Origin of the sequence: Martelella lutilitoris (assembly GCF_016598595.1) — a bacterium.
GTDB classification, from domain to species: domain Bacteria; phylum Pseudomonadota; class Alphaproteobacteria; order Rhizobiales; family Rhizobiaceae; genus Martelella; species Martelella lutilitoris_A.
Genome location: NZ_CP066786.1, coordinates 1,698,806 through 1,724,688 on the forward strand (window position 1 = coordinate 1,698,806; position 25,883 = coordinate 1,724,688).

Annotated in this window: 23 protein-coding genes and 1 tRNA gene; 13 read left to right on the forward strand and 11 right to left on the reverse strand. The window is 62.3% G+C overall.

Annotated elements, in window-relative coordinates; genetic code table 11:
- The 4 genes from argH (at nucleotide 1) to JET14_RS08005 (ending at nucleotide 3,693) form a co-directional block, all read left to right on the forward strand.
- Nucleotides 1–1,515 carry an argininosuccinate lyase gene (gene argH / locus JET14_RS07990; protein ID WP_200337546.1) on the forward strand — a complete coding sequence of 505 codons (1,515 nt, stop codon included), beginning with the start codon at nucleotides 1–3 and terminating at the stop codon, nucleotides 1,513–1,515.
- Complete coding sequence (locus JET14_RS07995) at nucleotides 1,515–2,564, forward strand: ABC transporter ATP-binding protein (protein ID WP_200337547.1); 1,050 nt, start codon at nucleotides 1,515–1,517, stop codon at nucleotides 2,562–2,564. The genes argH and JET14_RS07995 overlap by 1 nt, the downstream gene beginning before the upstream one ends.
- Entirely contained in the window at nucleotides 2,561–3,481 is a 921-nt protein-coding gene (locus JET14_RS08000) for a carbohydrate kinase family protein (RefSeq protein ID WP_200337548.1), read from the forward strand. The genes JET14_RS07995 and JET14_RS08000 overlap by 4 nt, the downstream gene beginning before the upstream one ends.
- Before the next feature lie 122 nt (nucleotides 3,482–3,603).
- Nucleotides 3,604–3,693: transfer RNA gene (locus JET14_RS08005), tRNA-Ser, on the forward strand.
- Nucleotides 3,694–3,876: 183 nt separating this feature from the next.
- Here JET14_RS08005 and JET14_RS08010 read toward each other — a convergent pair.
- From JET14_RS08010 to JET14_RS08055, 10 genes are all read right to left on the reverse strand, one after another.
- A complete protein-coding gene (locus tag JET14_RS08010; RefSeq protein WP_246750561.1) occupies nucleotides 3,877–4,926 on the reverse strand; it encodes an aldose epimerase family protein in 1,050 nt (349 codons plus the stop codon).
- Nucleotides 4,927–5,104: 178 nt separating this feature from the next.
- Nucleotides 5,105–7,117: a transketolase gene (gene tkt, locus JET14_RS08015; protein ID WP_200337550.1), complete on the reverse strand. Its 2,013-nt coding sequence runs from the start codon at nucleotides 7,115–7,117 to the stop codon at nucleotides 5,105–5,107.
- A gap of 72 nt (nucleotides 7,118–7,189) precedes the next feature.
- Nucleotides 7,190–7,534 (reverse strand): RidA family protein, encoded by a 345-nt coding sequence (locus JET14_RS08020; protein WP_132313911.1) that lies wholly within the window; start codon nucleotides 7,532–7,534, stop codon nucleotides 7,190–7,192.
- Nucleotides 7,535–7,658: 124 nt separating this feature from the next.
- Nucleotides 7,659–8,678: a Gfo/Idh/MocA family protein gene (locus JET14_RS08025; protein WP_200337551.1), complete on the reverse strand. Its 1,020-nt coding sequence runs from the start codon at nucleotides 8,676–8,678 to the stop codon at nucleotides 7,659–7,661.
- On the reverse strand, nucleotides 8,675–9,565 hold the full coding sequence (locus tag JET14_RS08030; protein ID WP_246750562.1) for a sugar phosphate isomerase/epimerase family protein: 891 nt from the start codon (nucleotides 9,563–9,565) through the stop codon (nucleotides 8,675–8,677). The genes JET14_RS08025 and JET14_RS08030 overlap by 4 nt, the downstream gene beginning before the upstream one ends.
- 41 nt (nucleotides 9,566–9,606) lie before the next feature.
- The gene (locus JET14_RS08035) at nucleotides 9,607–10,440 is read right to left on the reverse strand and encodes a carbohydrate ABC transporter permease (protein WP_138750241.1); all 834 of its coding nucleotides are present in this window, start codon (nucleotides 10,438–10,440) and stop codon (nucleotides 9,607–9,609) included.
- Nucleotides 10,437–11,348 carry a carbohydrate ABC transporter permease gene (locus JET14_RS08040; protein WP_246750563.1) on the reverse strand — a complete coding sequence of 304 codons (912 nt, stop codon included), beginning with the start codon at nucleotides 11,346–11,348 and terminating at the stop codon, nucleotides 10,437–10,439. Before JET14_RS08040 ends, JET14_RS08035 begins: the two co-directional genes overlap by 4 nt.
- 139 nt (nucleotides 11,349–11,487) lie before the next feature.
- Complete coding sequence (locus tag JET14_RS08045) at nucleotides 11,488–12,711, reverse strand: ABC transporter substrate-binding protein (RefSeq protein WP_200337552.1); 1,224 nt, start codon at nucleotides 12,709–12,711, stop codon at nucleotides 11,488–11,490.
- A gap of 34 nt (nucleotides 12,712–12,745) precedes the next feature.
- A complete protein-coding gene (locus JET14_RS08050) occupies nucleotides 12,746–13,768 on the reverse strand; it encodes an alpha/beta hydrolase (protein WP_200337553.1) in 1,023 nt (340 codons plus the stop codon).
- A 4-nt stretch (nucleotides 13,769–13,772) separates the two neighbouring features.
- Entirely contained in the window at nucleotides 13,773–14,498 is a 726-nt protein-coding gene (locus JET14_RS08055; RefSeq protein ID WP_200337554.1) for a GntR family transcriptional regulator, read from the reverse strand.
- 196 nt (nucleotides 14,499–14,694) lie between these two features.
- Here JET14_RS08055 and JET14_RS08060 point away from each other — a divergent pair, with 196 nt between their 5' ends.
- Nucleotides 14,695–15,798 carry an ABC transporter ATP-binding protein gene (locus JET14_RS08060; RefSeq protein WP_200337555.1) on the forward strand — a complete coding sequence of 368 codons (1,104 nt, stop codon included), beginning with the start codon at nucleotides 14,695–14,697 and terminating at the stop codon, nucleotides 15,796–15,798.
- Between the two features lie 202 nt (nucleotides 15,799–16,000).
- On the opposite strand, the gene JET14_RS08065 is transcribed toward JET14_RS08060, so the two are convergent.
- A complete protein-coding gene (locus tag JET14_RS08065; protein WP_200337556.1) occupies nucleotides 16,001–16,651 on the reverse strand; it encodes a TetR/AcrR family transcriptional regulator in 651 nt (216 codons plus the stop codon).
- Between the two features lie 285 nt (nucleotides 16,652–16,936).
- Between JET14_RS08065 and JET14_RS08070 the strand changes: the two genes are divergently transcribed.
- The 8 genes from JET14_RS08070 to JET14_RS08105 all read left to right on the forward strand — a co-directional run bounded on the left by JET14_RS08070 (nucleotide 16,937) and on the right by JET14_RS08105 (nucleotide 25,716).
- A complete protein-coding gene (locus tag JET14_RS08070; protein WP_200337557.1) occupies nucleotides 16,937–18,190 on the forward strand; it encodes an ABC transporter substrate-binding protein in 1,254 nt (417 codons plus the stop codon).
- An 82-nt stretch (nucleotides 18,191–18,272) separates the two neighbouring features.
- On the forward strand, nucleotides 18,273–19,154 hold the full coding sequence (locus JET14_RS08075) for a branched-chain amino acid ABC transporter permease (RefSeq protein ID WP_024706900.1): 882 nt from the start codon (nucleotides 18,273–18,275) through the stop codon (nucleotides 19,152–19,154).
- Nucleotides 19,155–19,156: 2 nt separating this feature from the next.
- A complete protein-coding gene (locus JET14_RS08080; RefSeq protein ID WP_200337558.1) occupies nucleotides 19,157–20,152 on the forward strand; it encodes a branched-chain amino acid ABC transporter permease in 996 nt (331 codons plus the stop codon).
- Nucleotides 20,136–20,858, forward strand: coding sequence for an ABC transporter ATP-binding protein (locus tag JET14_RS08085; protein WP_200337559.1), 723 nt, complete (start codon nucleotides 20,136–20,138; stop codon nucleotides 20,856–20,858). The genes JET14_RS08080 and JET14_RS08085 overlap by 17 nt, the downstream gene beginning before the upstream one ends.
- A gap of 1 nt (nucleotide 20,859) precedes the next feature.
- Nucleotides 20,860–21,564: an ABC transporter ATP-binding protein gene (locus JET14_RS08090; protein ID WP_246750614.1), complete on the forward strand. Its 705-nt coding sequence runs from the start codon at nucleotides 20,860–20,862 to the stop codon at nucleotides 21,562–21,564.
- Nucleotides 21,565–21,573: 9 nt separating this feature from the next.
- A complete protein-coding gene (locus JET14_RS08095; RefSeq protein ID WP_200337561.1) occupies nucleotides 21,574–23,079 on the forward strand; it encodes a class I adenylate-forming enzyme family protein in 1,506 nt (501 codons plus the stop codon).
- A 19-nt stretch (nucleotides 23,080–23,098) separates the two neighbouring features.
- Nucleotides 23,099–24,262: a M24 family metallopeptidase gene (locus JET14_RS08100; RefSeq protein ID WP_200337562.1), complete on the forward strand. Its 1,164-nt coding sequence runs from the start codon at nucleotides 23,099–23,101 to the stop codon at nucleotides 24,260–24,262.
- Between the two features lie 29 nt (nucleotides 24,263–24,291).
- Nucleotides 24,292–25,716, forward strand: a complete 1,425-nt coding sequence (locus JET14_RS08105; RefSeq protein WP_200337563.1) for an aldehyde dehydrogenase family protein — start codon at nucleotides 24,292–24,294, stop codon at nucleotides 25,714–25,716.
- The last annotated feature ends 167 nt before the right edge of the window (nucleotides 25,717–25,883 follow it).

Sequence of the window (25,883 nt, forward strand, 5' to 3'; positions counted from 1 at the left end):
ATGAACACGAACGATCCCCAAAAAGACGATACCAGCAGATTTCCTGATCCGGTTTACAAGGAAACCGTGCTCAAGCCATTGTTTGATGGCGCAAAAACGAACTTCATCGATGGTTTTCGAGCCATCGACCGCGCCCACCTCGTCATGCTGGCCGAGACCGGCATCCTGACCGGAGAACAGGCCGGAAAGATCGCCGAGGCGCTCGTCGCCATCGACCGTGAGGTGGACCCGGCGGCGCTTGAATACACCGGCGAGGTCGAGGACTTTTTCTTTCTCATCGAGAAAGAGCTGAAAGCGCGCCTCGGGCCGGATCTTGGCGGGCGCCTGCACACGGCGCGCTCGCGCAACGATATCGACCACACATTGTTCAAGTTCAACCTGCGTCGCTATATCGATGCTGCGGCAGGCGAAGCCTTGAAGCTTCTGGCGGCCCTGATCGATACCGCCGAGCGTGAGAAGACCACGCTGATTGTCGCCTATACGCACGGCCAGCCGGCGCAGCCGACCACCTTTGGCCACTACCTCTCCGCCGCGATCGAAATGCTGATCCGCGATATCGAGCGTCTCTATGCCGCCCGCAAAATCGTGGACCTCTGCCCGATGGGGGCGGCCGCGATCACCACATCCGGCTTTGCCATCGACCGGGCGCGCATGGCCGAGCTCCTCGGTTTTTCTGCGCCGTTGCAGAATTCCTACAGCTGCATTGCCGGTGTCGACTACATCACGGCGACCTATTCCGCGCTTGAACTCATGTTCCTGCATCTCGGACGTCTGATTCAGGATTTCCAGTTCTGGACCAGTTTCGAGGTCGGCCAGCTTTATGTGCCGAACGCGCTGGTGCAGATCTCCTCGATCATGCCGCAGAAGCGCAATCCGGTGCCGGTGGAACATATGCGCCATCTCGCCAGTCAGACGGTGGGCCGCGCCCAGACCGTGCTGACAGTGATGCACAACACGCCCTTTACCGACATGAACGACAGCGAGGGCGAAACCCAGGTGATGGGTTATCAGGCCTTCGACAGCGGCATGCGCGTTCTGGAGCTGATGACGAGCCTGATCGGCCAGGTGCGCATCAACGGCAGGCGCGTTGCTGCCAATCTCGACCGCTCCTGCATCACCATCACCGAACTGGCCGACAGTCTGGTGCGGCGCGAGGCGCTTTCCTTCCGCCAGGCGCACGAGATTGCCGCCGACGTGGCCCGTGCCGTGGTCGCCGCCGATGGCGCGCTCGGTACGGATGGCTATGGCCCCTTCAAAAAGGCCTTTGCCGACCATGCCGGCCGCGAGACGACTCTCGATGAAGAGGCCTTCCGCGAGATCGTTTCGCCGGAGTATTTCGTTGCCGTGCGCAAGCGCTATGGCGGCCCGGCCGAAGAGCCGCTTGATGCCGCCATTGCCGGCTACCGTGAAAATCTGGACGCATTTCAAAAACAAGCCGACGACCTTGCCGCCCGCATGCAAGCGGCGGCCAGCGAACGCGGTCAATGTTTCGACCGGTTGAGGGGAAAAGCATAATGGCTTCAATCGCACTGGAAAAACTGGTGAAGCGCTATGACAAGGTCGAGGCCGTGCATGGCATTGACCTTGAGATTGCCGATGGCGAGTTTGTTGTCTTTGTCGGCCCGTCCGGTTGCGGCAAGTCGACGACGCTGCGGATGATCGCCGGCCTCGAGGAGATCACCGGCGGCACACTGAAGATCGGCGAGGCGGTGGTCAACGAGCGGGCGCCGAAGGCCCGCAACATCGCCATGGTGTTTCAGAACTACGCCATCTATCCGCATCTGACCGTGCGCCAGAATATCGGCTTCGGGCTCTACACGTCGAAGCTCTCGAAAGAGGAAAAGAATGCGCGGATCGACGAGACGGCGCGCATTCTGGGCCTTACCGACTATCTGGAGCGTCGTCCGGCAGCGCTTTCCGGCGGCCAGCGACAGCGCGTCGCCATCGGCCGCGCCATGGTGCGCAACCCGTCGGCCTTCCTCTTCGACGAGCCGCTTTCCAATCTCGACGCCCAGCTTCGCGCGCAGATGCGCATCGAAATCAAGAAGTTGCATCAGGAACTTAAAACGACGACCGTCTATGTGACCCACGACCAGGTCGAGGCCATGACCATGGCCGACCGGATCGTGGTGATGAAGGATGGCTATATCCTGCAGACGGGCACGCCGGTCGATCTTTACGAAAACCCCGCCGATGTGTTCACCGCCCGCTTCATCGGCTCGCCATCCATGAACATGCTGCCGGCAGCGGCGCTCGGCGACCAGGCGGCCGGTTTCGCGGACGAGGGCGATGTGCTGGTCGGCATAAGACCGCATGACCTTCTGGCGGTCGTCGACGGGGCGGTACCGGAGGGCGCGATCCTGACGCTTGAGGGCGTGGTGGAGGCCGTCGAGCCGCTCGGCCCCGAGACCATGGTGCACCTGAATGTGGGCGGCAAATCGCTGATCGCGACCTCGCCGGGCACGCTTTCGCCTGCCGTCGGCAGCAGCGTCACCTGCACGGTTCAGCCGGGCAAGCTCTATCTCTTCGACGCCGCGACAGAAAAGAGCCTTGGCCGTAAATGACATCCGGAAATGACGAAAGACGGGCGGTCCTCAGCGTGGGGCGGATTTATTGCGACCTGATCTTCACCGGACTTGACCGTCTGCCGGTGCTCGGGCGCGAGGTCTTCGCCGACGAGCTGACAATCGCCGCCGGCGGCGGCGCCTTCATTTCCGCCGCCCATTTCGCCGGTATCGGACGCCACGCGGCCCTTGTCGGCCGGTTGGGACACGATCCCCTGTCGCGCGCCATCGAGCGTCAGCTCGAAACCAGCGGCATCGATCTCGGCTTCCTGGAGCACGTGGACGATGCCGGCCCACAGGTGACCGTTGCGTCCGTGCTTGGAAGCGAGCGCGCTTTTCTCACCAAACGGGCAGGGCGGGCAGAGCCTGCAACGCTCGAGAACGCGTTGGCTTGGGGCAGGGCGGGCCATCTCCATATCGCCGAATACGCGACGCTTGCCGAAATGCCGGATCTGGTGACGCGTGCGCGTGCGGCGGGGCTCACGGTCTCGCTTGATCCGAGCTGGGATGACAGGCTGATCGGTGATCCGGGCCTCATCGCCGCCTGTCGTGGCGTGGATGTATTCCTGCCCAATCTGGAGGAGGCTCGGGTCATCACCGGCGAAAGCGAGCCGGAGGCGATGTGCGCCCGGCTTGCCGGGCACTTTCCGATCGTCGCGATCAAGGCCGGATCGGACGGCGCCTATCTCGCCGCCTCCGACCTGCGCATCCACGCGCCGGCTGAAGCGGTCCGCGTCGTCGACACGACCGGCGCCGGCGATGCGTTCAACGCCGGCTTCGTCGACGCCTGGCTTGACGGCGGGACGCCGCAGCGCTGCCTTGCCGCGGCGATCAGCGCTGGCAGCAGGGCCGTGCAGGTGGCCGGCGGGGCGGGCGCGGGCGCCGCCGACACCGCGGCCGCCGAAAACGGTACATAAAGCCGGGCGGCTCAGCGCAAAAAAGGCTCGTCGTCGCCGGACCGGCACCGCACCGTTTTTTTGCCGGATTTCCTTTCACAGGCTTGATCGGCGAAACAAAAACGCCTATCAGAGCCCTCACCGGAGAGGTGGCCGAGTGGTCGAAGGCGCTCCCCTGCTAAGGGAGTATACCAGAGATGGTATCGAGGGTTCGAATCCCTTCCTCTCCGCCATAACCCCATGAAAATATTGGCGGGCTTCGCCGTCACATCGATGGTGACGGTGATCGGCAGAACGCGCCAGCAAAGATCCCGGAAGAAACGGTTCGTTCCAAAGGCAACTTTGCGCCCCCATTTCGGCCTTTTGGATGGTGGTTGGTTCCGGTTTTTCACCGCTCCGTTTGAGAACGCGAGGCCTTATTGTTTCACCGTGAAATCGAACCGCATCAGGTGGCGGTAGGTTTCGCCGGGGCGCAGCACGACGGTGGGGAAGTTTTCGTGGTTGGGGCTGTCCGGGTAGGCCTGCGTCTCCAGCGCGAAACCGGCGAACTCCCGGTATAGTGCGCCGCTCTTGCCTTCAGTCGGTTGTGCCCGATAGTGGCCGGCGGTATAGAACTGGACGCCGGGCTGGTTTGTGAAGAGGCGAAAACCGCGCCCGCTTTCCGGATCTTCGGCCTCGGCCACAAGCCGCATCGATCCGTCGTAACCGGCGACGCAGAGATTGTGATCGTACCCCACGCCCGGCCAGGTCTCGGCGATCCGGTCGCCGATCGGGTGCATTTTGGTAAAGTCATAGGGCGTGCCGGCGACCGCGACGATCTCGCCTGACGGAATCTTGTCCTCGTTCACCGCCGTATAGCCGTCGCAGAGCAGGCACAGATGCTGGTTCCCGACGCTGCCGCTGGCATGGCCGGCAAGGTTCCAGTAACCGTGATGGATGATGTTGACAATGGTGGCCCGATCCGTGACCGCTTCCATCTCGATGGCAAGCGCGCCGCCGTCATGAACACGGTATGTCACGCTCGCATTAAGCGCGCCGGGATAGCCCTGATCGCCGTCCGGGCTATCCATGCGGAAGGTCACGGCGTTGTTGTCCGGATCGGGTGCGGCCTTCCAGAAACGCTTGCCGAAACCGGGAAGCCCGCCATGCAGATGATGCGGGCCGGAATTCGTCGGAAGCTGATAGTCGACGCCATCGAGCGTGAACCTGCCGAAAGCGAGCCTGTTGGAAAGCCTGCCGCAGATGGCCCCGGCATTGCCGGGCTTGGTCACATAATCGGCCGGATTGTCATAGCCGATGACGATGTCCTCGACCGTGCCGTTGCGATCCGGGCGCATGACACGGCGCAGGATCGCGCCATAGGTCATCACCTCGATTTCCGTGTCGCCGCCCCTCAGGCGATAGGCATCGACCGCCTGTCCGTCGATTTCGCCGATGACGGCATGTTCAATTGTGTGACCGGCCAAGGCGGTATCCTCCCGAAAATGCCGGAGACGTCGTTCGCCTTCTCGATAGGCGAAGACGCTCCTTTCCTTGTTATGCAGCAAGCCCGGCGGCCAGCGCCAGGCATTGTTCATTCATGTCGCAAGCGCCGCCCCAATCCATGCCGGAAGGGCGGCGCTCTACGATGACAGGCCCTCGCGATTAGCCGATCACCGATTTGACGGTCTTGGCGACCCCTTCGGCGGTGATGCCGAAAAGTTCGAACAGGACCGGCGGGGGAGCGGATTCGCCAAACGTGTCAATACCGACGCAGCCGCCTTCAAGGCCGACATATTTGCGCCAGTACTCGGTTCCGGCGGCTTCCACGGAAACGCGCGGGATACCAGCAGGAAGCACTTCGGCCTTGTAGGCTGCGTCCTGGCTGTCGAAGACGAAGGTCGACGGCATGGAAACGACGCGGACCTGAATGCCCTCCTTGGCAAGCGCTGCCTTTGCATCGAGCGCCTGGCGGGTTTCCGCACCCGTGGCGATGATGACGGCGGCAGGCGTGCCTTCGGCTTCGGCCAGAACATAGCCGCCCCTGCGGATGGCGTCGGCCTGCGAGGCCGAGCGGGCAAGCGGCGGCAGAACCTGACGGCTGAGCGACATCAGCGTCGGCGTGCCGGTGTGTTTCAGCGCCGTTTCCCAGGCGATGGCCGCTTCCACGGCATCGGCCGGGCGCCAGACATCAAGGTTCGGCATCAGGCGCAGCGAGCCCAGATGCTCGATCGGCTGGTGGGTCGGTCCGTCCTCGCCGACGGCGATCGAGTCATGCGACAGCGCGTAGACGACGCCGAGCTTCATCAGCGCCGCCATGCGGATGGCGTTGCGCTGATAATCGGAGAAGACCACATAGCCGCCGCCGAAGGGCCGGAAGCCGCCATGCAGGAAGATGCCGTTCATCATTGCGCCGAGGCCGAATTCGCGCACGCCGCAATAGATGTAGTTGCCGCCGGTTTCCGCCGTCACCGGCTCGATCTTGTCCCATATGGAAAGGCAGGAGCCGGCAAGGTCAGCGGAAAGACCGACCAGTTCCGGCAGTTCGTCGCCCAGCATCTGCAACACGTTCTGGCTTGCCTTGCGCATCGGGATCGTATCCGTCAGCCCTTCGGCGGAGGTGATGAAGGCGCCCATTGCGGCATCGAAATCGGCAGGAAGCTCGCCGCTCATGCGACGCTTGAACTCGGAAGCCTCTGCCGGAAAAGCCTCTTCATAGGCCGCAAAGGCTTCGTCCCAGGCGCTTTCGGCTTGTTTGCCGGCCTCTTCTGCGTTGAACGTCTCATAGACATTTTCCGGCACTTCGAAGGGCGGCAGCGTCCAGCCGAGCGCTTCACGCACGCGGGCGATTTCAGCGTCACCAAGCACATTGCCATGGCAATGGGCGTCCCCGGCATAAGTCGGAGAGCCCTTGCCGATCGTGGTCTTGCAGCAGATCAGCGTCGGCTGTTTCGTGTTCGTCTTGGCTTCGGCAATCGCGGCATCGATCGCCTCGACATCATGGCCGTCGACATTGCGGATCACCTGCCAGCCATAGGCCTCGAAGCGCTTCGGCGTATCGTCTGTGAACCAGCCGCTGACATGGCCGTCGATGGAAATGCCGTTGTCATCGTAAAGCGCGATCAGCTTGCCGAGACCGAGCGTGCCGGCGAGCGAGCAGGCTTCATGCGAAACGCCTTCCATCAGGCAGCCGTCACCGAGGAAAACGAAGGTGTTGTGGTCGACAATTCTGTGGCCGGGCTTGTTGAAGCTTGCTGCCAGCATCTTTTCGGCAACGGCCATGCCGACGGCATTGGCAATGCCCTGGCCGAGCGGACCGGTCGTGGTCTCAACACCGGGTGTCACGTCATGTTCAGGATGGCCCGGCGTCTTGGAATGCAATTGCCGGAAATTGCGGATATCGTCCATCGACAGGTCGTATCCGGTCAGATGCAAGAGGCTGTAGAGCAGCATCGAGCCGTGGCCGTTCGACAGCACGAAGCGGTCGCGGTCAAGCCAGTCGGGGTTCTTCGGGTTGTGCTTCAGGTGGCGGGTCCACAGCGCGACGGCGATTTCGGCCATGCCCATCGGCATGCCGGGATGGCCGGAAACAGCCTTCTGCACGGCGTCCATGGAGAGGACACGAATGGTGTTTGCAAGCTCGGTGGACGAGGCGGTGGCGGGAGATTTGTTCAGCATTTTCTTGTCTCGAAAGGCTGGGGAAGCGGGAGGAGGCGCATTGGGGCGCGGACACCAAGACTTCCCGGATCATTACTTGTAGGCGATCAGGGTGACTTCGATCAGGACGCCCGGGCCGAGGTCGCCGGGGCAGATGGTGGCGCGCGCCGGCAGGCTTTCGGCCGGTATCCATTCAGCCCAGACATCGCTCATGCCCGGTTTCAGGCTGAGATCGGAGAGATAGATCGTCGCGAACAGCAGTTTGGACTTGTCGGAGCCCGCAGCCTCAAGATAGGTTTCGAGCTTGGCGATGGTCTGGCGTGTCTGTCCGGCAATATCGAGACTTGTGTCGTCGCATGCGGTGCCACCGACAAAGACCAATCCGTCTTTTTCGACGACACGGTGCAGGACAGGGGTTGGAAGATATCTGTTTGTCACGGTGTTTCCTTTCCTTGTGAGGGGCTTGCCGCAATGCTTGTGGAAGGGCGCGGCAAGCCCCGTCTTCGTCTTCCGGCAAAGGCGCGGTTCGCGCATCCTGCCGGCCTGGTGTCTCCTCAGTCCGTCATTTCCGGCGTCTCCTGAGATCATCGTCGATAAGGGCGGTCATGCGTTCAAGCGACGCCATGGCACTCACTCCATCGGTGATATCGGGGGCTGTGTTTGCCTCGCCCCGGAAGGCCTTCGCCGCATCGGCCATCAGGGCGGCATAGCCCTTGTGATCCTCATTGGCGGCGGCGGTGAAATTCGGCGTCCAGCTCAGCGTGTCGGCGCCGCCGGCAAGCGTTGCTGCCGGGTCCTCGGCCTTGAAGGGCGGATCGCGGAAATAGCGGACATTGATGACGTTCTCGATCTCGATGCGGCGATGGTCGCCCATGATCGTGATGTCTTCGGTCGGCGTGCCGCGTGACTGAATCGTGCCCATCACGATCGTGCCAATCGCGCCGTTTGCGCAGGTGAAATTGAGGTGAAGCAGCAGATGCCCGGGCGCGGTCTCGACCGTGCGCACCGCCATGTCCTCAAAAGCCGATCCTGCGAACCACGGGATCAGATCCATATAGTGGACGCAGTGGTGCAGGTAGAAGCCGGAATAATCCGGCACGCCGGCGAAATAGGCGGGACCGGACATATAGGAGCCGGTCACGCCGAGCACCTTGCCAAAGCTTTCACCACGAAGGATGTTGCCTGCGATCCGGTTGCCGGTCGAATAACGTTTCATGAAACCGACAATGACGGGCTTGCCCGCCTTCTCGGCGGCAGCGGCGATCTCCCGTGCACCGGCGGCATCGCGTGCCGGCGGCTTTTCGAGAAACACCGGAAGGCCCTTTTCCAGCGCCGCGATCGCTGCAACGCGGTGCAGGTCCGGCCCGACGGCCATGCAGATGGCATCAAGCCCCTTGTGGGCGATCAACTCCGAATAATCGCCGTAGACGGCCTCGGCGCCATATTGCCAGGCGGCAGAGACCGCCGCATCGCGGTTGAGGTCGCAGACGGCGGCAATGCGCATGTCGTTGCGGCCAAGCTGCGGCATCAGCATGTGGGTTGCATGGCGGCCGCAGCCAATCCAGCCGATATTCAGCGTCATGCCCGACCTCCCGTCATTGCGACAAGGCCCCGGATGAAGGCGATGGCCGATTTCAGCTTCTCGCTCTCGTCTTCATGCGGAGGCCGCCACTGGGCAATCGGCAGGCCGATGCGCTCGTCATCGTCACGGCGGAACGGTTCCAGCGTCAGCGGGCCCAGATAACCGACATCGGCGAGCGCCTGCATGGTTCCGGTCCAGTCGATATGGCCGGTGCCCGGATAGCCGCGATTGTTCTCGTTCGCCTGGAAATAGACGATACGGTTCCCCGCAAGCCGGATCGCATCGGGAATGGACTTCTCTTCGATATTGGCGTGGAAGGTGTCGAAAAGGACGCCGAGGGCCGGGTGGTTGACGGCATTGACGACGGTGACGGCCTGCGAGACCAGCGAGATGACGTCGGTTTCGTAGCGATTGAGCGGTTCGAGCGCGAGCTTGCAGCCGGCAGCCTGGGCTTCGGGCGCCAAAACACTAAGCCCTTCGATGACCCGCGCGCCGCGGGCTTTCATTTCGTCTTCCGCGACAGGCGTCGGCGCGCGGCCGGCAAAGACCATGGGTGCGCCATAGAGCGGGCCGCCGAGCGTTGAGGCGCCGAGCGCGTGGGCGATTTCGAGGCAATAGCGGAGATAGCCCATGCCCCCTTCGCGGATGTCCCGGTCGGCATCGGATATCGAGCGCTGCAGATTGACGCGGGCGGCCAGCGCCACGCCAAGTCCGGCCTCGTCAAGCGCTGTCTTGAGCGCCTTGAGGTCAAGACCGTCTTCGGGTTCAGGGACGAGCAGTTCGACAAGGTCGAAGCCGAGCGTCCTGATGTGCTCGAAGAGGTGCATGTGCTCCCGGCCGAAGGGCCGGGCAAACTGCATCGATATGATACCGATCGGGTTGGTCACGTTATGCTTTCTTTCTCTTTTCTACAGTTGGTGGTTGGCCATCAGCCCTTGACCGCGCCCTGGGTCATGCCGCTGATGAGACGTTTCTGGACGATCAGGAACAGCACTGTCGCCGGCAATGCGCCGACAATGCCGCCCGCCGTCAGCAGGCCCCACTGCACCTCGTATTCGCCGATCAGCGTCTGGATGGCGACCGTGATGGTGCGCACGTTCTGACCGCCGAGGGTGAGAGCATAGAGGTACTCGTTCCAGGAGGTGATGAAGATATAGATGCCGGTGGCAACGATGCCGGGCGTGCAGAGCGGCAGGACGACGCGACGCAGCGCGCCCATCCTTGTGCAGCCATCGGTCATGGCGGCCTCGTCCAGAGATTTCGGGATGCCGTTGATATAGCTCGTCATCATCCAGGTCGAGAACGGAATGGCGACCGTGGAGTTGGCGATGATCAGCGCCAGATGCGTATCGAGCAGACCGAGCACGCGCATCAGAACGAAGAGCGGCAAGATCAGCAGAACGATCGGGAACATGTTGATGATCAGGAACTGGATCATCAGGTACTTCTTGCCGCGGAAGGAAAACCGCGAGAAGGCATAGGCCGCCGTGACGCTGAGCGACAGACCGACGATGACCGTGCCGACGGCAACGATCAGCGAGGCGATCATGTTGTTGAGGAAGCCGACAGTCTTGAACAGGCGGATATAGTTTTCAAACGTGGCGCCGATAATGCTGGGACCTTCGGTAAACAGCCGATTTTCAGCCGTCAGCGAGGTCAGCAACATCCACAGATACGGACCGAGCGTGAACAGCAGGATCAGCACCATCGGCAGTTCGACGAACAGGAGGGTTCTGGTTCTGGACTTCTTTCCGGCGATCATTTGTTGTCACCTCCGACCTTGCGCAGATAAACAATGACAAGACCCAGAAGCATGATCGTGAAGAGCACGGCGAGTGCGGAGCCGTAGCCGAAGTCGAGATTGGTGCGGGCCTTGATGAAGGCATAAAGCGGCAGCGTGTAGGTGGAGTATCCGGGGCCGCCGCCGGTCATGACGTAGATGACGTCGATCGAGTTCGCGACCCAGATGGTTCTCAGAAGCACGGCGGTGACGAGCACGCCGGAAATGCCGGGCAGCGTGATGTGCCAGAACTGGCGGAACTTGCTGGCGCCGTCGATGGAGGCAGCCTCGTAATAGCTCTTCGGGATCGACTGAAGGCCGGCAAGGATCATCACGGCAAAGAAGGGAAAGCCCTGCCATGTGAGCGTCAGAATAATGGCGTAAAGCGCGGTATCGGGATCGGCGAGCCACGGGATCGACTGCTTGATGATGTCGGCCCTGAGCAGGAAATCGTTCAGAACGCCGTAATTGCTGTCATAAATCCACACCCACATCAGGCCGATGACGACGCTGGGCAGCGCCCACGGAATGATAATCAGCGCGCGCGCCAGGGGCCGCCAGGAAAATTCCTGGTTCAAGAGCATGGCGGTCGCCAGGCCGAGCAGCATCTGGGCGGGAATGGTGATGCCGATCCAGATCACGGTATGTTTCAGGGAAATCCAGAAGACTTCATCCTGGAAGGCCGCGACGAAGTTCTTCAGGCCGACAAAGGTGATCGCATTGGGTTTCCACAGCACATAATCGTGCAGGCTCATCCAGGCCGCCTGGATCATCGGGAAGAAAACGATCGCCAGCGTCACCAGTACGGCGGGTGAGAGCAGGGCATAGGGCAAGACGCGCTTGGCTAGCGCCACGCGCCCCGCCGGCATATCGGGGGCAGTCATGGTCATGGTCCGTTTTCGCCGGTTGATCCGGCGTCCTTATCGCTCCAACACCTCAGGGGCCGGCTAAAGGGTCAGTCTCGAAGGTGATACGGATGGGAGGAGCCCGGCCCGGGAAAATCGGGCCGGACGGTTTTTTACGCGACTCTTACGGATTGAAGAGCTCTTCGATGTTCTGGTTCATCTTCTCGGCCGTGATCTCGCCGGTCAGAGCTCGCTGCATGTTGACGGGCCAGACCGTGTTGACGAAGTCCGAGGTCTCCGGCGTGTTCGGCAGCGTCACCGCGAAGGGCAGCGAGGCGACCGTGGCATCGACGAAGCGCTTGGGATGCAGCGTCCAGTTGGCCGAATCCGACTTGGTGACGGGCAGTTGGCCGGTCGCCTCGTTGAACTCCTTGTTGTTCCCGGTCGTCGACAGGAAGGAGATCCATTTCCAGGCGGCATCCTTGTTTTCCGCGCTGGAGAAGATCGCCGTCGATTCATCGCCGAAGGTCGTCCAGTGGCCGCCGCCGCATTCCGGCACGGTCGTCGCGGAGATCTTGTCGCCGAGGGCCGCCACCATGTCGTTGGCCGAGCCGATATGGTGGATGGTCATGGCCGTCTTGCCGGCCTTCAGCGCGCCCGTGACTTCCTTGAACCCGTCATTGGGGGCGGACGGCGGGAAGACATGATCCTTCTGGAACAGGTCGACAACCCATTGCGTGCCCTCGATCGCCGTCGGATTGGTCAGGCCGCCGGGCTGATCAAGGCTGACTCCATCGCGCGACAAGACGAGCGAGCCCCAGTGTTCCTGGCCGCCCTTGGCGCCCCGGAAGCCGAAGCCGTAGATGTCGGGATTGCCGTCGCCATTGGTATCCTGGGTGAGCGCCTTTGCCGCTTCGCGGAACTCTTCGCAGGTCTTCGGCACTTCCATTCCGAGTTCTGCCAGCATGTCCGCGCGATAATAGAGATAGAGCACCACATACTGGATCGGCAGATAATACTGGTTGCCGTCGGGGCCCTTGGTGAGGTCCAGCAGGTCGTCCTGAAGGTCGGCCTTGCCGTCCCAGCTGGAAATATAGTCGTCGATCGGCACCAGAGCGCCCATTTCGACCAGACGAGGCTGGGCGTACAGCTTGACCATGGCGGCGTCCGGCGCATTGCCGGCGATGATCGAGGTGTAGAGATTGTCGTAATAGCTGTTCCAGGGAACGTTTTCCGCCTCGATCGTGATGCCGGGGTTCTGCTCCTCGAATTTGGCGATCAGATCGGACATCGGGTTATCCGCATTGTCGAAATGATACCAGAAGCGCACGGTATCATCGGCATTCGCCGCAGCACCATACGCGATGACCGACGCTGAAAGCGCCGCAATCGTCAGTAGTTTCCTCATTTGCTCCTCCGCTTTGTGCCGCCTTCCGGGCGGTTCAAGTGGTTTTCATTTTGCCCGCAACTTCCAAGAAGGCGTCTGCCGCCTCCTCTGCCGCCGTCCGGGCTTCGGCGAGAACGGGGTTCATCTGCATGAAGCCATGCACAACACCGGGATACAGCCTGTAGATGTCCTGCCGGCCGAGCGCGGAAAGCCGGCGGGCAAGGTTTGCCGTGTCAGAACGCAAGGGATCGATCGCCGCCGCGTTCAGATAGAGCGGCGGCAGCCTCATGAGCGCGGCGTCATCAGCCTTGAGCGGCGAGACGAACGGGCTTTTTCGAACGGATGTGTCGGGCGTGTAGAAGTCCCAGTAGCGCATCATCTTGGCGCGCGTCAGACCGGGACCCTCGGCGCTGTCGACATAGGAGCGGGAGGCGAAATCGTCGTCATAGGCGCCGTAGAAAAGAAGCCCCGCATCCGGCAGCACGGCGCCCTCATCGATCTGGCGCAGCATCAGGGCGAGAGCGAGATTGGCGCCGGCGCTATCGCCCGACAGCGCACGCGGTCTGCCGAGGCCTGCAAGCGGCCCGTGCCCTTCGAGCACGGCGTTCCATACCGCTGCGCAATCGTCCAGCCCTGCGGGATAGGGATGCTCGGGCGCCAGGCGGTAATTGAAGGTGAGGACGTGGGCGTTCGCCGCGATTGCCAGGCGGCGGGCGGCATGTTCATGCGTTGCCATGCTGCAGAACGCCCAGCCGCCGCCGTGCACGAAGACGATCAGGCCATGGGCATCGCCCGACGGGGTCATGAGACGGCAGGCGACGGCGTTGCCGTCCGGCCCTTCGATTGCGAAATCGCTTGCCGCGCAAAGCGCTGGCATGTTCCGGTTCCAGCGGGCGTTGACCGCTTCGGCCTGGGCGCGTCCGTCCCGGGGCTTCATCAGCGTCGGATCGCCGAGCGCTGCATCCTCTTCGGCAAGACGCGTCAGAATGGCTTGCATCTCCGGCGACAGGAGGCGATCCCTCGCGCGCGCCTCGAAGCGATCGCCGCCGATATCCTCCCGTGCACTTCCCCCCGTCATGGCTTCATCTCCCCTCGGGCGCGTCTTCCGGCAGAATACTGGGACCGAATTCGACGATCGTGGTGATGTGGTGGGAGAGCGCCGCCCTTGCCGCGGCGACATCGCCGGTGTCGAGCGCCTCAATGATCGCCTCGTGTCGCTCGGCCGTCTCGACCAGGTCGCGTGCATCCTTCGAGTTGAGGATCTTGAAGCGGTGATTGTGGATGAGGCAGCGCCTGAGGATCGGCTGAACGGAGGGCAGGTTGGCCGCCTCGTAGAGCTTCAGATGAAATTCACGGTCAAGCTGGGAGAGCAGGTAGGCATCTTCGGCCCGCGCGGCGCGAAGCATGGACATGATGATTTCAACCAGGCTGTTGCGCAGCAGCGAACCGTAGCGCTGCATGATGCGCGGCACGCCGCGGCATTCGATCTCGCGCCGGATCATGATGAGTTCACGCGCATCTTCCGCCCGTGAATCAGCAACGAATGTTCCGCGGTGCGGCAGGCGATCGACCAGACCGTCATGATCAAGCGCGATCAGGGCCTCGCGCGCCGTGCTCTGGCTGCAGCCAAAGCGCTCGGCGATATCAAGCTCCAGGATGGCGGTGAGCGGTGGAATGTCGCCGAGCATGATGTCGCGCTGCAGGTCGCCATAGACCGTCAGGCTGCGCCGGCCGGGGCGCCGGGCGGTCGCAGTAGAAGATCCGGAGGCAGGACCACCCTGCGGTTTCCCGAAATTTTCGATCGCCATCATTCAATCCATTGCTTGCATATCGATAACGTTATCGATAATATAGCGATACCAACGGAGCTTGGCAAGACGGATTTTTCGTCAGGTTCGCCACCAGCCACCGCAAGCCCGATGACCGGTGACGACCACGCAAAACTATGAAATTAATGGTAATTCCGGGTAAACAGCATAGGGCCCGGGCATCCGGGAGGCACTGATGGCAAGCATTGAACTCGAAAAACTGGTCAAGGATTACGGCGCGTTTCGCGCGATTAAAGGTATCGACTTATCTATTGAGGATGGATCTTTTGTGACCTTTGTCGGTCCATCCGGCTGCGGCAAATCCACGCTTCTGCGCATGGTCGCCGGCCTGGAGGAAATTTCCGGCGGCAGGCTCAAGATCGACGGCAAGGTCGTCAATGACCTCGAGCCGCGCGAGCGCGACATCGCCATGGTGTTTCAGGACTATGCGCTCTACCCGCACATGTCGATTGCCGAGAACATCGGTTTCGGACTGAAGATGCGCGGCGTCGCCAAGGCCGAGATCGAAAGGCAGGTGAAGGAGGCGGCCGACATCCTGCAGATCACCCAGTTGCTCGAGCGCAAGCCCGGCCAGCTTTCCGGCGGCCAGCGACAGCGCGTGGCCATGGGCCGCGCCATCGTGCGGCGCCCGCAGGTCTATCTGTTCGACGAGCCGCTTTCCAACCTCGATGCCAAGCTGCGCGTCGACATGCGCACCCAGATCAAGCGCCTTCACACCCTGCTCAAGACCACGACCATCTACGTCACCCACGACCAGGTGGAGGCGATGACGCTGGCCGACCACATCGTCATTCTGAAAGACGGCGTGATCATGCAGCAGGGCAAGCCGGTCAGCGTCTACGAGCGCCCGGTCAGCCGCTTCGTCGGCGAGTTCATCGGCTCGCCAAAGATGAACATCATCGAAAGCCGCCTTGTTTCAGAGAATGGCCGCCCGGAGCTGCGCTTCCACGAATTCTCCCTGCCGGTCGTCGCTGCCAGCGACGGCGAGAACGGCAAGGCGGTCGAGATCGGCATCCGGCCGGAGCACCTCATTCCCTGCGCGCCTGAGGAAGCACTGTTTTCGGCCCGGATCGATGTTCTGGAACCGCTCGGCTCCGACACGCATGCCATCTGCCTGCTTGGCGATACGGAAATCACCGCGCGCCTTGCGCCGGACCCGTCCTATCAGCCGGGCCAGATCCTGCATTTCACCGCGGATGCCAACAAGATTCATTTCTTCGACAGCAAAAGCGGTGACCGTCTCGACATGTCGGCCATGCCGCTCGCGGCCACGGTCTGACGCGCAAGGCAACAGGCGGCGTCCGCCCGCGCGCGGGACGTCGCCTGTTGCCCCTATCCGCAAGAAGCGATCGTTCGCCGGGCGAAGCATGGATCGGGAAGGTTACTAAAGACGTCGAGCGTACCGTCGTTCACCGACGTCGCAGGTCGCCGATCTTCCTGGCGATCTGCCGCCCGCTAAACGCGCCGGCAGCAAAGAATTTTCACGTTTCGTTTCCGGACCCGGCGTCCCCTTCGGGCGCCTTGTAGATGGCGCGGCTCCATATGCTGCTTGCCTCCTGCACGACCTTGTCGAAATCGAAGTCGCCGGATTTCGGCTGCCAGTCGAAGGAAAGCCAGCTGTAGGATGTGAACTCGACCATGATGACCAGCAGGAAGGATGCAATGTCCGGGTCGACGTCATGGCATTTTCCGCTTTCGACGCCGCGTTCGATATGTTCGCGGACGCGGTTGATGAACTTCCCGCGCAGTTCGTTCAGCGTTTCCGCCACTTCGGTATCGAAGGTGGCAACCTGGATGACGCTGCGCATGAAAGCCCGGTGGCGATAGAACATCTCCATATAGGTGCGATTGGCGTTTTCAACGCGCTGCTGCGGCGTGCCTGACTGCCGCGAGGATGAGAGCATGAACATCTCCCCCACCACGGTCGCAAGAATCGCCGAGAACACCTCGTTGCGATTCTTGAAATAGAGATAGAACGCTCCCCTGCTCACGCCCGCCCGTTCGACGATATCGGCGACCGTCGTTCCGAAGTAGCCTTTCTGCGAGAAGACCGCTTCCGCCGCCTGAAGGATGAGGGTCTCGGTGTCATGGCTCGAGCCGCGCTCAGGCTTGGAGTGTGTTGGCTGTTTCAATGGTTTTTCCGCTGCTGGATTATCGTCGCGCCTGGCTCGAACACTGACATTTATGTCACCTCGTTTCAATCGTAAATACGATCCGGAAACGGGAAATTTTTCCTTATTATTCCTGCTATTGACCAATATGGGCGGGTCTCTGGAAATCACTTACGGCGGGTTTTGATTGACACTGACATCAGTGTCAGTTATCTATTCGTCACTCTTCGGTTTTTACATTTGTATAAGCGAATTTGTCGCTGACACTGATGTCATATTTAACGAAGAGCAGGAGGAGATTGAAACATGAACGGTTTTCGGAAATTACTCGCATCCGCTGCGCTTTCGGCGCTCGGTGTCATGGCCGCCGCCCTGCCGGCGACCGCCGCAGATCCCGTCAAGGTTGGCTATATCATCCCGCTTTCGGGCGGCGCTGCTGCCTCGATCGGCCAGGAGATGAGCAGGGCGACTCACATGGCGGTCGAGCAGATCAATGCCGCCGGAGGGATTGCATCGCTTGACGGGGCCCCGATCGAACTTCTCGAAGTGGATTCGCGCGGCGACCCCAAGGTTGCCCTCACAGAGGCCGAAAGGCTGATCACCGTCGAGGACGTCTCGGTCATGATCGGCGCCTTTCAGAGTTCCGTCACCTTCCCGGCCACGGCTGTCGCGGAAAAATACGGCGTTCCGTGGATCGTCGATCTGGCTGCCAAGGCGGACATCACCGAGCGCGGCTACAAGTATGTGTTCCGTCCCACCCAGGTTCCCTCTTCGGGCAATGCGGACAGCGTTGTCGATTTCGTGGCCTGGGCCAACGAGAAGACCGGCGACCCTGCGAAAACCGCGGCGATCATCTACGAGAACACCGATTGGGGCCAGGATCTGGCGCAGCGCCTGCGCCAGCGCTTCGACGAGGCCGGGATCGAGGTCGTGCTTGATGAATCCTACCCTGCCAATGCGCCGGACCTGAGGCCGCTGGTTCTGAAGGTAAAGGGCCGCAAGCCCGACGTGATTTCGGTCACCGCCTATGCCGCCGATGCCATCCAGCTACACAAGCTGATCGCGCAGATGCAGATCGACGCCAAGGCGGTCATCGGCAGCGGCGCCGGCCAGGTCGATCCGTCCTTCATTCCCTCCGTCGGCGAGGCCGGAACGGAAGGCATCGTCAGCACAAATGGCTGGGCCGGCTACGAATCGACCATCAATACCCCCTTCGCCAGGGATTTCTGGGACAGCTATGTCGCGACATACGGCACTGAGCCGTCCGAGTTCTCGGTCGTCGCCTATTCCGTTGTCTGGATCCTCAAGGACGCCCTGGAACGCGCCGGCTCCGCCGAGCCGGACGCAATCCGCGATGCGCTCGCCGAGACCCGTTTCGAAGGCAATGACGTCGCCAAGCTGCTCGGCTACGACGTCGTGTTCGACGAGAAGGGCCAGAACACCAGGAAGCGCTTCGTCGTCCAGCAGATCTCCGACGGCGTCTATCGCACTGTCTGGCCCGAAGCCGTGGCTGCGCCCGGCTACGAAATGAAGTGGCCCGCCGGCAAGGCCGCCCACTGATCCCATCCGATGGAACGTCAGCATCGCCGCCCTTCACGCGAAGGGCGGCTCCTGCACCAGACACTCATTCAAGGGCCGATCCATGTCGACCATATTACTTCAGGCGCTCCTGAACGGGATCGCGAGCGGCGCAGTCTACGGGCTGATTGCCCTGGGCCTCAGCCTCCAGTTCGGCGTGATGAAAATCATCAATTTCGCCCACGGCTCATTCCTGATGATCGCGATGTATATCGCGGTCTGGGCGACCCGCAGCCTCGGGCTGCATCCTCTCGCCGTCATCGTTCCCGTCGCTGCCATCCTGTTTGTCGCCGGCTATTACATCCAGCGCTTCATGATCGAGCCGATCTACGCCAAGGAAGCAACCCGGGAGCCGATCGGGGTGCTGATCTTCACCACCGGCCTCTGGATTTTCCTCGATCACCTGTTCCTGATGATTGCGGGGCCGGATTACCAGGTCATGTCCGGCAACTGGTCGAACGAGATCGTCCTGATCGGTGACCTGATCTTCTCGCTGCCGCAGATCGCGGGCTTTGTCATCGCCACATTGGTGACGATCGGCGTGATCATCTATCTGGGCAAGACCCGCAGCGGCCGCATGATCCGCGCGACCGGCCAGGACCGGGAAGCCGCAAGCGTGCTCGGCATCGACAGCGCCCATGTCTACCAGATGTCCTTCGCAATCGGCCTCGCGGTCGTCGGCGTCGCCGGTTGTCTGCTGGTGCCGCTTTATCCGGTAAACCCGTTCGTGGGCGACATTTTCGGCCTGCGCGCCTTCATCATCGTCGTACTGGGCGGCATGGGGTCGATCGGCGGCGCGTTCTGGGGCGGGATCATCATTGGCATTCTCGAATCCGTCGGCGCGCAGTTCGTGCCCGTATCCTTCGCCGAAGCCCTGATCTTCATCGTATTTCTCGCCGTACTCTACGTCCGGCCGGCGGGTCTGTTTGGACTGGAGCGCGAATGACCATGCCATCGAAACTGCTTATCGGAGGCCTTGTCGCGGTTCTTGTCCTTGGCATTCCCTTCGTCTTTTCCAATCCTTACTCGCTCTCGATCGTCATTCTGGTTCTGCTCTACGCCTATCTTGCCTATGCCTGGAACCTGATCGGCGGTATCGGCGGTCAGCTCTCGCTCGGCCATGCGGCCTGGTTCGGCATCGGTGCCTATAGTTCCACCGTGCTGTTCATCGATTTCGGACTCACCCCATGGATCGGCATGCTCGCCGGCGCGGTGATCGCCGGCGCACTGGCCGCCCTCATCGGGCTGCCCTGCTTCCGGCTTCGGGGCGCCTATTTCGCGCTGGCGACGATTGCCGCCACCATGGTTCTGCGCATCATCGTGGAAAATACGCACGGTCTGCTCGGCGGACCGCGCGGACTGGAGGTAACGCTGCTGCGCGACGCGCCGGCGATGTTCCAGCACACCCGCAAGGAATTCTATTACGCCGTGGCGGTGGTGATGGTCGCTGTCGCCTTCCTGATCAACCGTGCCGTCCTGCGCTCGCGTTTCGGCGCCTATCTGACCGCGATCAGAAATGACCAGGAGGCAGCCCTCGCGCTCGGCGTCAATGTCAGGCGCTACAAGCTCATGGCCTATGTGCTGAGCGCCGCCATGACTGCGATCGGCGGAACCTTCTATGCCCAGTTCGTGCTGTTCATCAGCCCGGAAAAGGTCTTTGGCGTGGCGCTCAGCGTTCAGATCGCCGTCGTCTGCATCATCGGCGGGCGGGGCACGCTGTGGGGTCCGATGTTCGGCGCCGTCCTGCTGCTTCTCGGCGAAGAGGCGGCCCGCCGTTTCACCGGCGGCATCGTCGGCGCCGACATGTTGCTCTACGGCCTGATTCTGATGCTGGTCATCGCCTTTGAACCGCGCGGCCTCGTCGCAATTTTCGGCCGCATCGCCGCGTCACTTTCCCGTTCAAAAACAAGACCCTCTCTGGAGAAGAATGATGGCGCTGCTTGAATTTCGCAATGTTGCCAAAACCTTCGGCGGGATGACGGCCATCAGGGACATGTCGTTCGAGGTTGAAAACGGCGAGATCGTCGGCCTGATCGGCCCCAACGGCGCCGGCAAGACCACCCTGTTCTCGATCGCATCCGGCTTTCTGAAGCCGACCCGCGGCAGTGTCCATTTCGACGGCAGGCCGATCGACCGGCTTTCGCCGCCGGCGATCTGCCGGATGGGCCTGTGCAGGACATTCCAGATCGTCCGCCCCTTCGGCGACATGACGGTGCTGGAAAACGTCGCGATCGGCGCCTTTCTGCGCCATCCCGGTCGCCCTGAGGCCGAAAGGCTGGCGATGGCCGTGCTGGAGCGTGTCGGGCTTGCCGGCCGCGCCACCCAGCGCGCCCGAACGCTGACGCTTGCCGGGCGCAAGCGGCTGGAGGTGGCCAAGGCGCTGGCCACCGAACCGCGCATCCTGCTGCTTGACGAGGTCATGGCGGGGCTGACCACGGTGGAGACGGCTGCAATGCTCGACCTGCTGCGCAATCTCGCGGCGGACGGGCTTTCCGTGCTGCTGATCGAACACAACATGCATGCGGTGATGAGCGTTTCCGACCGCATCGTCGTGCTGCACCACGGCGTCAAGATCGGCGACGGCCTGCCTGCCGATGTCGCGGCCGATCAGACGGTGATTGCGGCCTATCTGGGAGGGGACGATGACTGATATCCTCGAAATTCGACGCCTCCATTCCGGTTATGGCGATATCCGCATTCTGGAAGAGATCTCGCTGTCGGTTGCGGCCGGCGAGATCGTCAGCATTCTCGGCGCCAACGGGGCCGGCAAGACCACGCTGATCCGCACGGTCATGGGCACCTTGCCCGCAACGTCCGGCGAGATACGGTTCATGGGCGAGGTCATATCCGGAAAGCCCGCCCACCAGATCGCCCGGCTCGGGATCGCCCAGGTGATGGAGGGCCGCCGGCTGTTCCCGCACATGAATGTCGAGGAAAACCTGTTCGTCGGCGGCGACATCCTGAAAGACGGGAGCAAGACCCGCAGCAATCTCGAATGGATCTATTCGCTGTTTCCGCGCCTGAAGGAAAGGCGGCGCCAGCTTGCGCGTTCCTTCAGCGGCGGCGAACAGCAGATGCTGGCAATCGGCCGCGCGCTGATGACCTCGCCGAAACTGCTCCTGCTCGATGAGCCCTCCATCGGCCTTGCCCCGGTCATGGTCAAGGACATCTTCGCCAAACTGCCGGCGATCAACAGCGAGGGCGTGACGATCCTGCTGGTGGAACAGGACGTGAAACGATCGCTCAAGCTCGCATCGCGCGGCTACGTCATCGAGCATGGCCGGATCGTGATGGCCGGCACCAGCGAACACCTTCTCGACGATGACGGCCTGCGCAAGGCCTATCTGGGACTTTGAGGTAAACCCATGCTGACACTTTCCGACGCGCTTGCCGCCAATGCCGTCAAATGGCCGGACGCCGTCTGCCTTGCCGATGCGCACCGGCAGTTCACATTTGCAGAATTGCATGCGCGGACAAACCGGCTCGCCAACGGCCTTCTCGCCATGGGGGCCCGACCGGGGGACGCCATAGCCGTCTATGCACGCAATTCGATCGAATATATGGAGCTCTTCCATGTTGCAGCCCGGCTCGGCATGCGCCTCGTCACGCTCAATTTCTGGCTCAGAACCACGGAAATGGCCGTGTTGCTGGAACACTCGGACGCCCGTTTCCTGGTGATCGGTGAAAGCGCGCAGAACGAGATCGCGGCTAACCGGCGCCTGTTTCCCCAGGTCGAGCGTGTCCTGGTGATCGGAAACCCGGTCATCGGAGACGCCCTCTCATGGGCAAGCCTCCTGGAGGAGGCAGCCGATGATGATCCGGCGATAACGGTCGACCCGCTGGCGCCGTACTGGATGATGTACACCTCCGGCACGACCGGAAACCCGAAGGGTCTCCATCGCTCCTTCCAGCGCACGGCAATGTGCATCTGGGCGGGCATTATCGAATTCGGCTACACACGCCACGACCGTTTTCTGGCGCTTTCGCCGTTCTTCCACGGGGTGCATTTCATGCCGCTGATGGTGCTGGCGGCCGGCGGCAGCATCTACATCGAACCGGAATTCAACGCAGCGCGCGTGCTCGAGACCATCGAAACGCAAGGGATCACGGCCACCTTCATGGTGCCGACCATGCTGAACCTCTTGCTGCAGGAGCCGCGTTTCGCCGAAACCGATTTTTCCGCATTGCGTTCGGTCGTCACGGGCGGGGCGGCGCTGTCGACTGCAACCAAGACCCGCATGCTGGAGGCGATGGGGCCGGTGCTCCATGAATTCTACGGCGCCAGCGAAAGCGGCTTCATAACGGTTCTGCACCCGCAAGACCAGTGGCGCAAGGAGCGCTGCTGCGGCCAGCCCTGTTTCGGCGCCGAAGTCCAGATCCGCGACGAGCAGGGCCGCCCCCTTCCTGCCGGCGAAATCGGCGAGGTGTTCTCGCGCTGCGAAGGCCGTTTCGACGCCTATTACAAGGATGAGGCCCGCACCGCCGCGGTTCTCGACAATGGCTGGTTCACCGCCGGCGATCTCGGCCGGATGGATAAGGAAGGTTTCGTCTATATCGTCGATCGCAAATCCGACCTGATCATCAGCGGCGGCGAAAATGTCTATCCGCGCGAAATCGAAGACGTGCTCTCGAGCCACCCCGGCATTCTGGAATGCGCGGTGGTGGGCATGCCCGATCCGGTCTGGGGCGAGATGGTCGTGGCCGTCATCGTCCGAGACGGCGCGGCGGGGCCGAATGCCGAACAGGTGATCGCCTATTGTTCCGAGCGGCTTGCCGGCTTCAAGCGGCCGCGCCGGGTCGAATTCGTTTCTTCTCTCCCGAAAAATGCTTCCGGCAAGATCCTGAAGCGCGAACTGAAGAATAACCTTTAGCATACCAGGAGTTCAATCAATGCAGGTTCATATCGATTTCCAGAAGCGTCTCGCGCGCTTCCAGTCCATGCTGCGCGAACAGGGCATCGACGTCCTCGTCGGCACGCGTCTGAAGACCATCACCCACGTCTCCGGCGGCTTCGTGCCGTGGCGCAGCGTCGTGATCGTTCCGGCCGAGGGCGAGATCCAGCTCGTTACCGTCAACATGGATGCGCCGCGCATTCTCGCCGAGGGCTGGCTCGAGAATGTCGTCGGCTATGGCCGCCATTCGATGATCGAGATGGCCGTGCGCCGTATCCGCGAACTCGGCCTGCACGCCGGCCGGGTGGCCGTCGAGGACGGTTATTCCTGGTATCTGCCCGAAGGCATGATCACCAGGCATGAATACACGACGCTCGAGGCCGCCTTGCCCGAGGCCGAACTGACCAACCTGACCAAGCCGATCGATCACCTGATGCTTATCAAGGAGCCCGAGCAGATTGCGCTGATGCGGCAGGCAACCGCCATCACCGACGCCGCGCAGGAAGCGGTTCGCCGCGTCGCGCGTCCGGGCATGGCCGAGACGGAGATCGCCGGCATTGCCGAGCAGGCGGCGCGCGACCTCGGCAGCGAATTCGCCTGGACATTCACGGGCGGCCAGGAGATCGCTTCCGGCCACCGCACATGGACCGGGGCCTGCACGCCCTCGACCCGCAAGGTCGTCCAGCGCGGCGAGTTCCTGTTGATCGACCTGCACGCCATGTATGAAATGATGCTCGGCGATGTCTCCCACAACGCCATCATGGGCAAGCCGACGGCGGAGCAGCAGAAGCTGATCGATGCCTATGTGGAAAGCTGCCACTATCTGACCGCGGCGCTTAAACCCGGTCGCACGATCGGCGACGTCGCCGGCGATGTCCGCCGCTTCACGGTCGAAAAGGGCTGGGGCGACATGATCCGCGGCTTCGGCCACGGCATCGGCGCCTTCGGCAATGAATGGTATCCGTCCTTCACCGACTTCGCGATGGAATATGTCAGCGAGCCCGACTACGTGATGCAGCCCGGCTTCATGGAAATCATCGCGCTCACCTGCAACCTGCCGGGCGTCGGCGGCCTGCGCTACGAGCGCGCCTGGGTGATCACCGAGGACGGCGCGGAGTGCATGTCGAAAACGCCGATCGAGCCCTGGGTCTACGAAGGCTGATCTGACGCTTTGTCAAGAAGGAGGACGAGATGATGAATTACGACAGCTTCTACATCGGCGGCGCCTGGGCTCCGCCAGAGGGAACGGGCGAATTTGTCATCGCCAGTCCCGCGCGCCTGGAGCCGGTGGGCAGAGTGCCCGCCGGTTCCCCCGCCGATGTCGCCAGGGCCGTCAGCGACGCGCGCGGGGCATTTGCGACGTGGTCGGCAACCACCGGCCCCGAACGTGGCGCCATCCTTGCGCGCGCCGCCGAACTGCTCGAGGGCCGCCGCGAGGACATCGCGCAGTTGATAACGAGCGAAGTCGGCATGCCGATCAAGATGAGCCGGGCGATCCAGGCAGGATTGCCGCTCGAGGCATGGAAACGCTATGCCGAGCGCGCCAAAACCCATGCCTTCGAGACCCGGCTTGCAAATTCGCGCATTCTTCAGGTTCCCGTCGGCGTCGTTGCCTGTATCACGCCCTGGAACTATCCGCTGCATCAGGTAACGGCAAAGGTCGCGGCCGCGCTCGCCGCCGGCTGCACGGTCGTCCTGAAGCCCTCCGAGGTCGCGCCGCTCAGCGCCTTCCTGCTCGCCGAGGCGCTTGACCAGGCCGGCCTGCCCGCCGGCGTGTTCAACCTCGTCGTGGGGGATGGCGAAAGCGTTGGCGAGGCGCTGGTGACGAACCCGGACGTGGACATGATCTCGTTTACCGGCTCCACTGCTGTCGGCAAGCGCATCGCCCGGCTGGCGGCCGAAAACCTGACGCGTGTGTCGCTGGAACTCGGCGGCAAGTCCGCCGCCGTCGTTCTCGAGGATGGCGACCTGGAGCGCGCCGTCAAGAACACCGTCAGTGCCTGCTTTTTGAACGGCGGACAGACCTGTTCGGCGCTGACGCGCCTGCTGGTGCCGGAAAGCCGCTATGAAGAGGCGAGGGCGATCGCGGCAAAGGCGGCAAGCCGCTTCGTTCCCGGCGATCCGCTTGACGATCAGACCCGGCTTGGCCCGCTGGTTTCCGAACGCCAGAAAAACAGGGTGCTCGACTATATCGGCAAGGGGATCGAAAGCGGCGCGGAGCTGGTTGCAGGCGGTCTCGAACCGGTTGACGGTCCCGGCCACTTCGTGCGCGCGACGGTGTTCGGACGTGTCGATCCCGCAAGCGCCATCGCCCAGGAGGAAATTTTCGGGCCCGTATTGTCGATCATCTGCTATCGCGACGAGGATGATGCGCTGGCGATTGCCAATGGAACGAAGTATGGGCTTGCCGGCGCGGTCTGGTCTCGGGATGAGGCGCGCGCGCAAGGCTTCGCCGCGCGTATGGAGACCGGACAGATCGATATCAATGGCGCGCCCTTTAACCTGGACGCCCCGTTCGGCGGCTTCAGGCACTCCGGCTATGGCCGTGAAAACGGCCCCTACGGATTGTCCGAGTTCCTCGAGGAGCGTGCCCTGCAATTGCCGCAGGATGCCTGATCAGGACCAGGTGGACGGCTTCATGGCGGCCGTCCAGTCTGCCGAAGCCAACCTGTCGGCCGAATGAACCAGACCGAACCATGCGGGCGGGCGCGCATATGCGTCTGCCCGCACGCGGCGTGGCGAACACGCCTGATGACCCTTGAGGAAGGGATGACGACCGCTTT

Coding starts and splice junctions, on each gene's coding strand:
- JET14_RS08070 (WP_200337557.1), top strand. CDS start 16,937: ATGAACGGTTTTCGGAAATTACTCGCATCCGCTGCGCTTTCGGCGCTC.
- JET14_RS08035 (WP_138750241.1), bottom strand. CDS start 10,440: ATGATCGCCGGAAAGAAGTCCAGAACCAGAACCCTCCTGTTCGTCGAA.
- JET14_RS08080 (WP_200337558.1), top strand. CDS start 19,157: ATGCCATCGAAACTGCTTATCGGAGGCCTTGTCGCGGTTCTTGTCCTT.
- JET14_RS08075 (WP_024706900.1), top strand. CDS start 18,273: ATGTCGACCATATTACTTCAGGCGCTCCTGAACGGGATCGCGAGCGGC.
- JET14_RS08060 (WP_200337555.1), top strand. CDS start 14,695: ATGGCAAGCATTGAACTCGAAAAACTGGTCAAGGATTACGGCGCGTTT.
- JET14_RS08085 (WP_200337559.1), top strand. CDS start 20,136: ATGATGGCGCTGCTTGAATTTCGCAATGTTGCCAAAACCTTCGGCGGG.
- JET14_RS08050 (WP_200337553.1), bottom strand. CDS start 13,768: ATGACGGGGGGAAGTGCACGGGAGGATATCGGCGGCGATCGCTTCGAG.
- JET14_RS07995 (WP_200337547.1), top strand. CDS start 1,515: ATGGCTTCAATCGCACTGGAAAAACTGGTGAAGCGCTATGACAAGGTC.
- tkt (WP_200337550.1), bottom strand. CDS start 7,117: ATGCTGAACAAATCTCCCGCCACCGCCTCGTCCACCGAGCTTGCAAAC.
- JET14_RS08100 (WP_200337562.1), top strand. CDS start 23,099: ATGCAGGTTCATATCGATTTCCAGAAGCGTCTCGCGCGCTTCCAGTCC.
- JET14_RS08000 (WP_200337548.1), top strand. CDS start 2,561: ATGACATCCGGAAATGACGAAAGACGGGCGGTCCTCAGCGTGGGGCGG.
- JET14_RS08095 (WP_200337561.1), top strand. CDS start 21,574: ATGCTGACACTTTCCGACGCGCTTGCCGCCAATGCCGTCAAATGGCCG.
- JET14_RS08040 (WP_246750563.1), bottom strand. CDS start 11,348: ATGACCATGACTGCCCCCGATATGCCGGCGGGGCGCGTGGCGCTAGCC.
- JET14_RS08105 (WP_200337563.1), top strand. CDS start 24,292: ATGATGAATTACGACAGCTTCTACATCGGCGGCGCCTGGGCTCCGCCA.
- JET14_RS08055 (WP_200337554.1), bottom strand. CDS start 14,498: ATGGCGATCGAAAATTTCGGGAAACCGCAGGGTGGTCCTGCCTCCGGA.
- argH (WP_200337546.1), top strand. CDS start 1: ATGAACACGAACGATCCCCAAAAAGACGATACCAGCAGATTTCCTGAT.
- JET14_RS08025 (WP_200337551.1), bottom strand. CDS start 8,678: ATGACGCTGAATATCGGCTGGATTGGCTGCGGCCGCCATGCAACCCAC.
- JET14_RS08045 (WP_200337552.1), bottom strand. CDS start 12,711: ATGAGGAAACTACTGACGATTGCGGCGCTTTCAGCGTCGGTCATCGCG.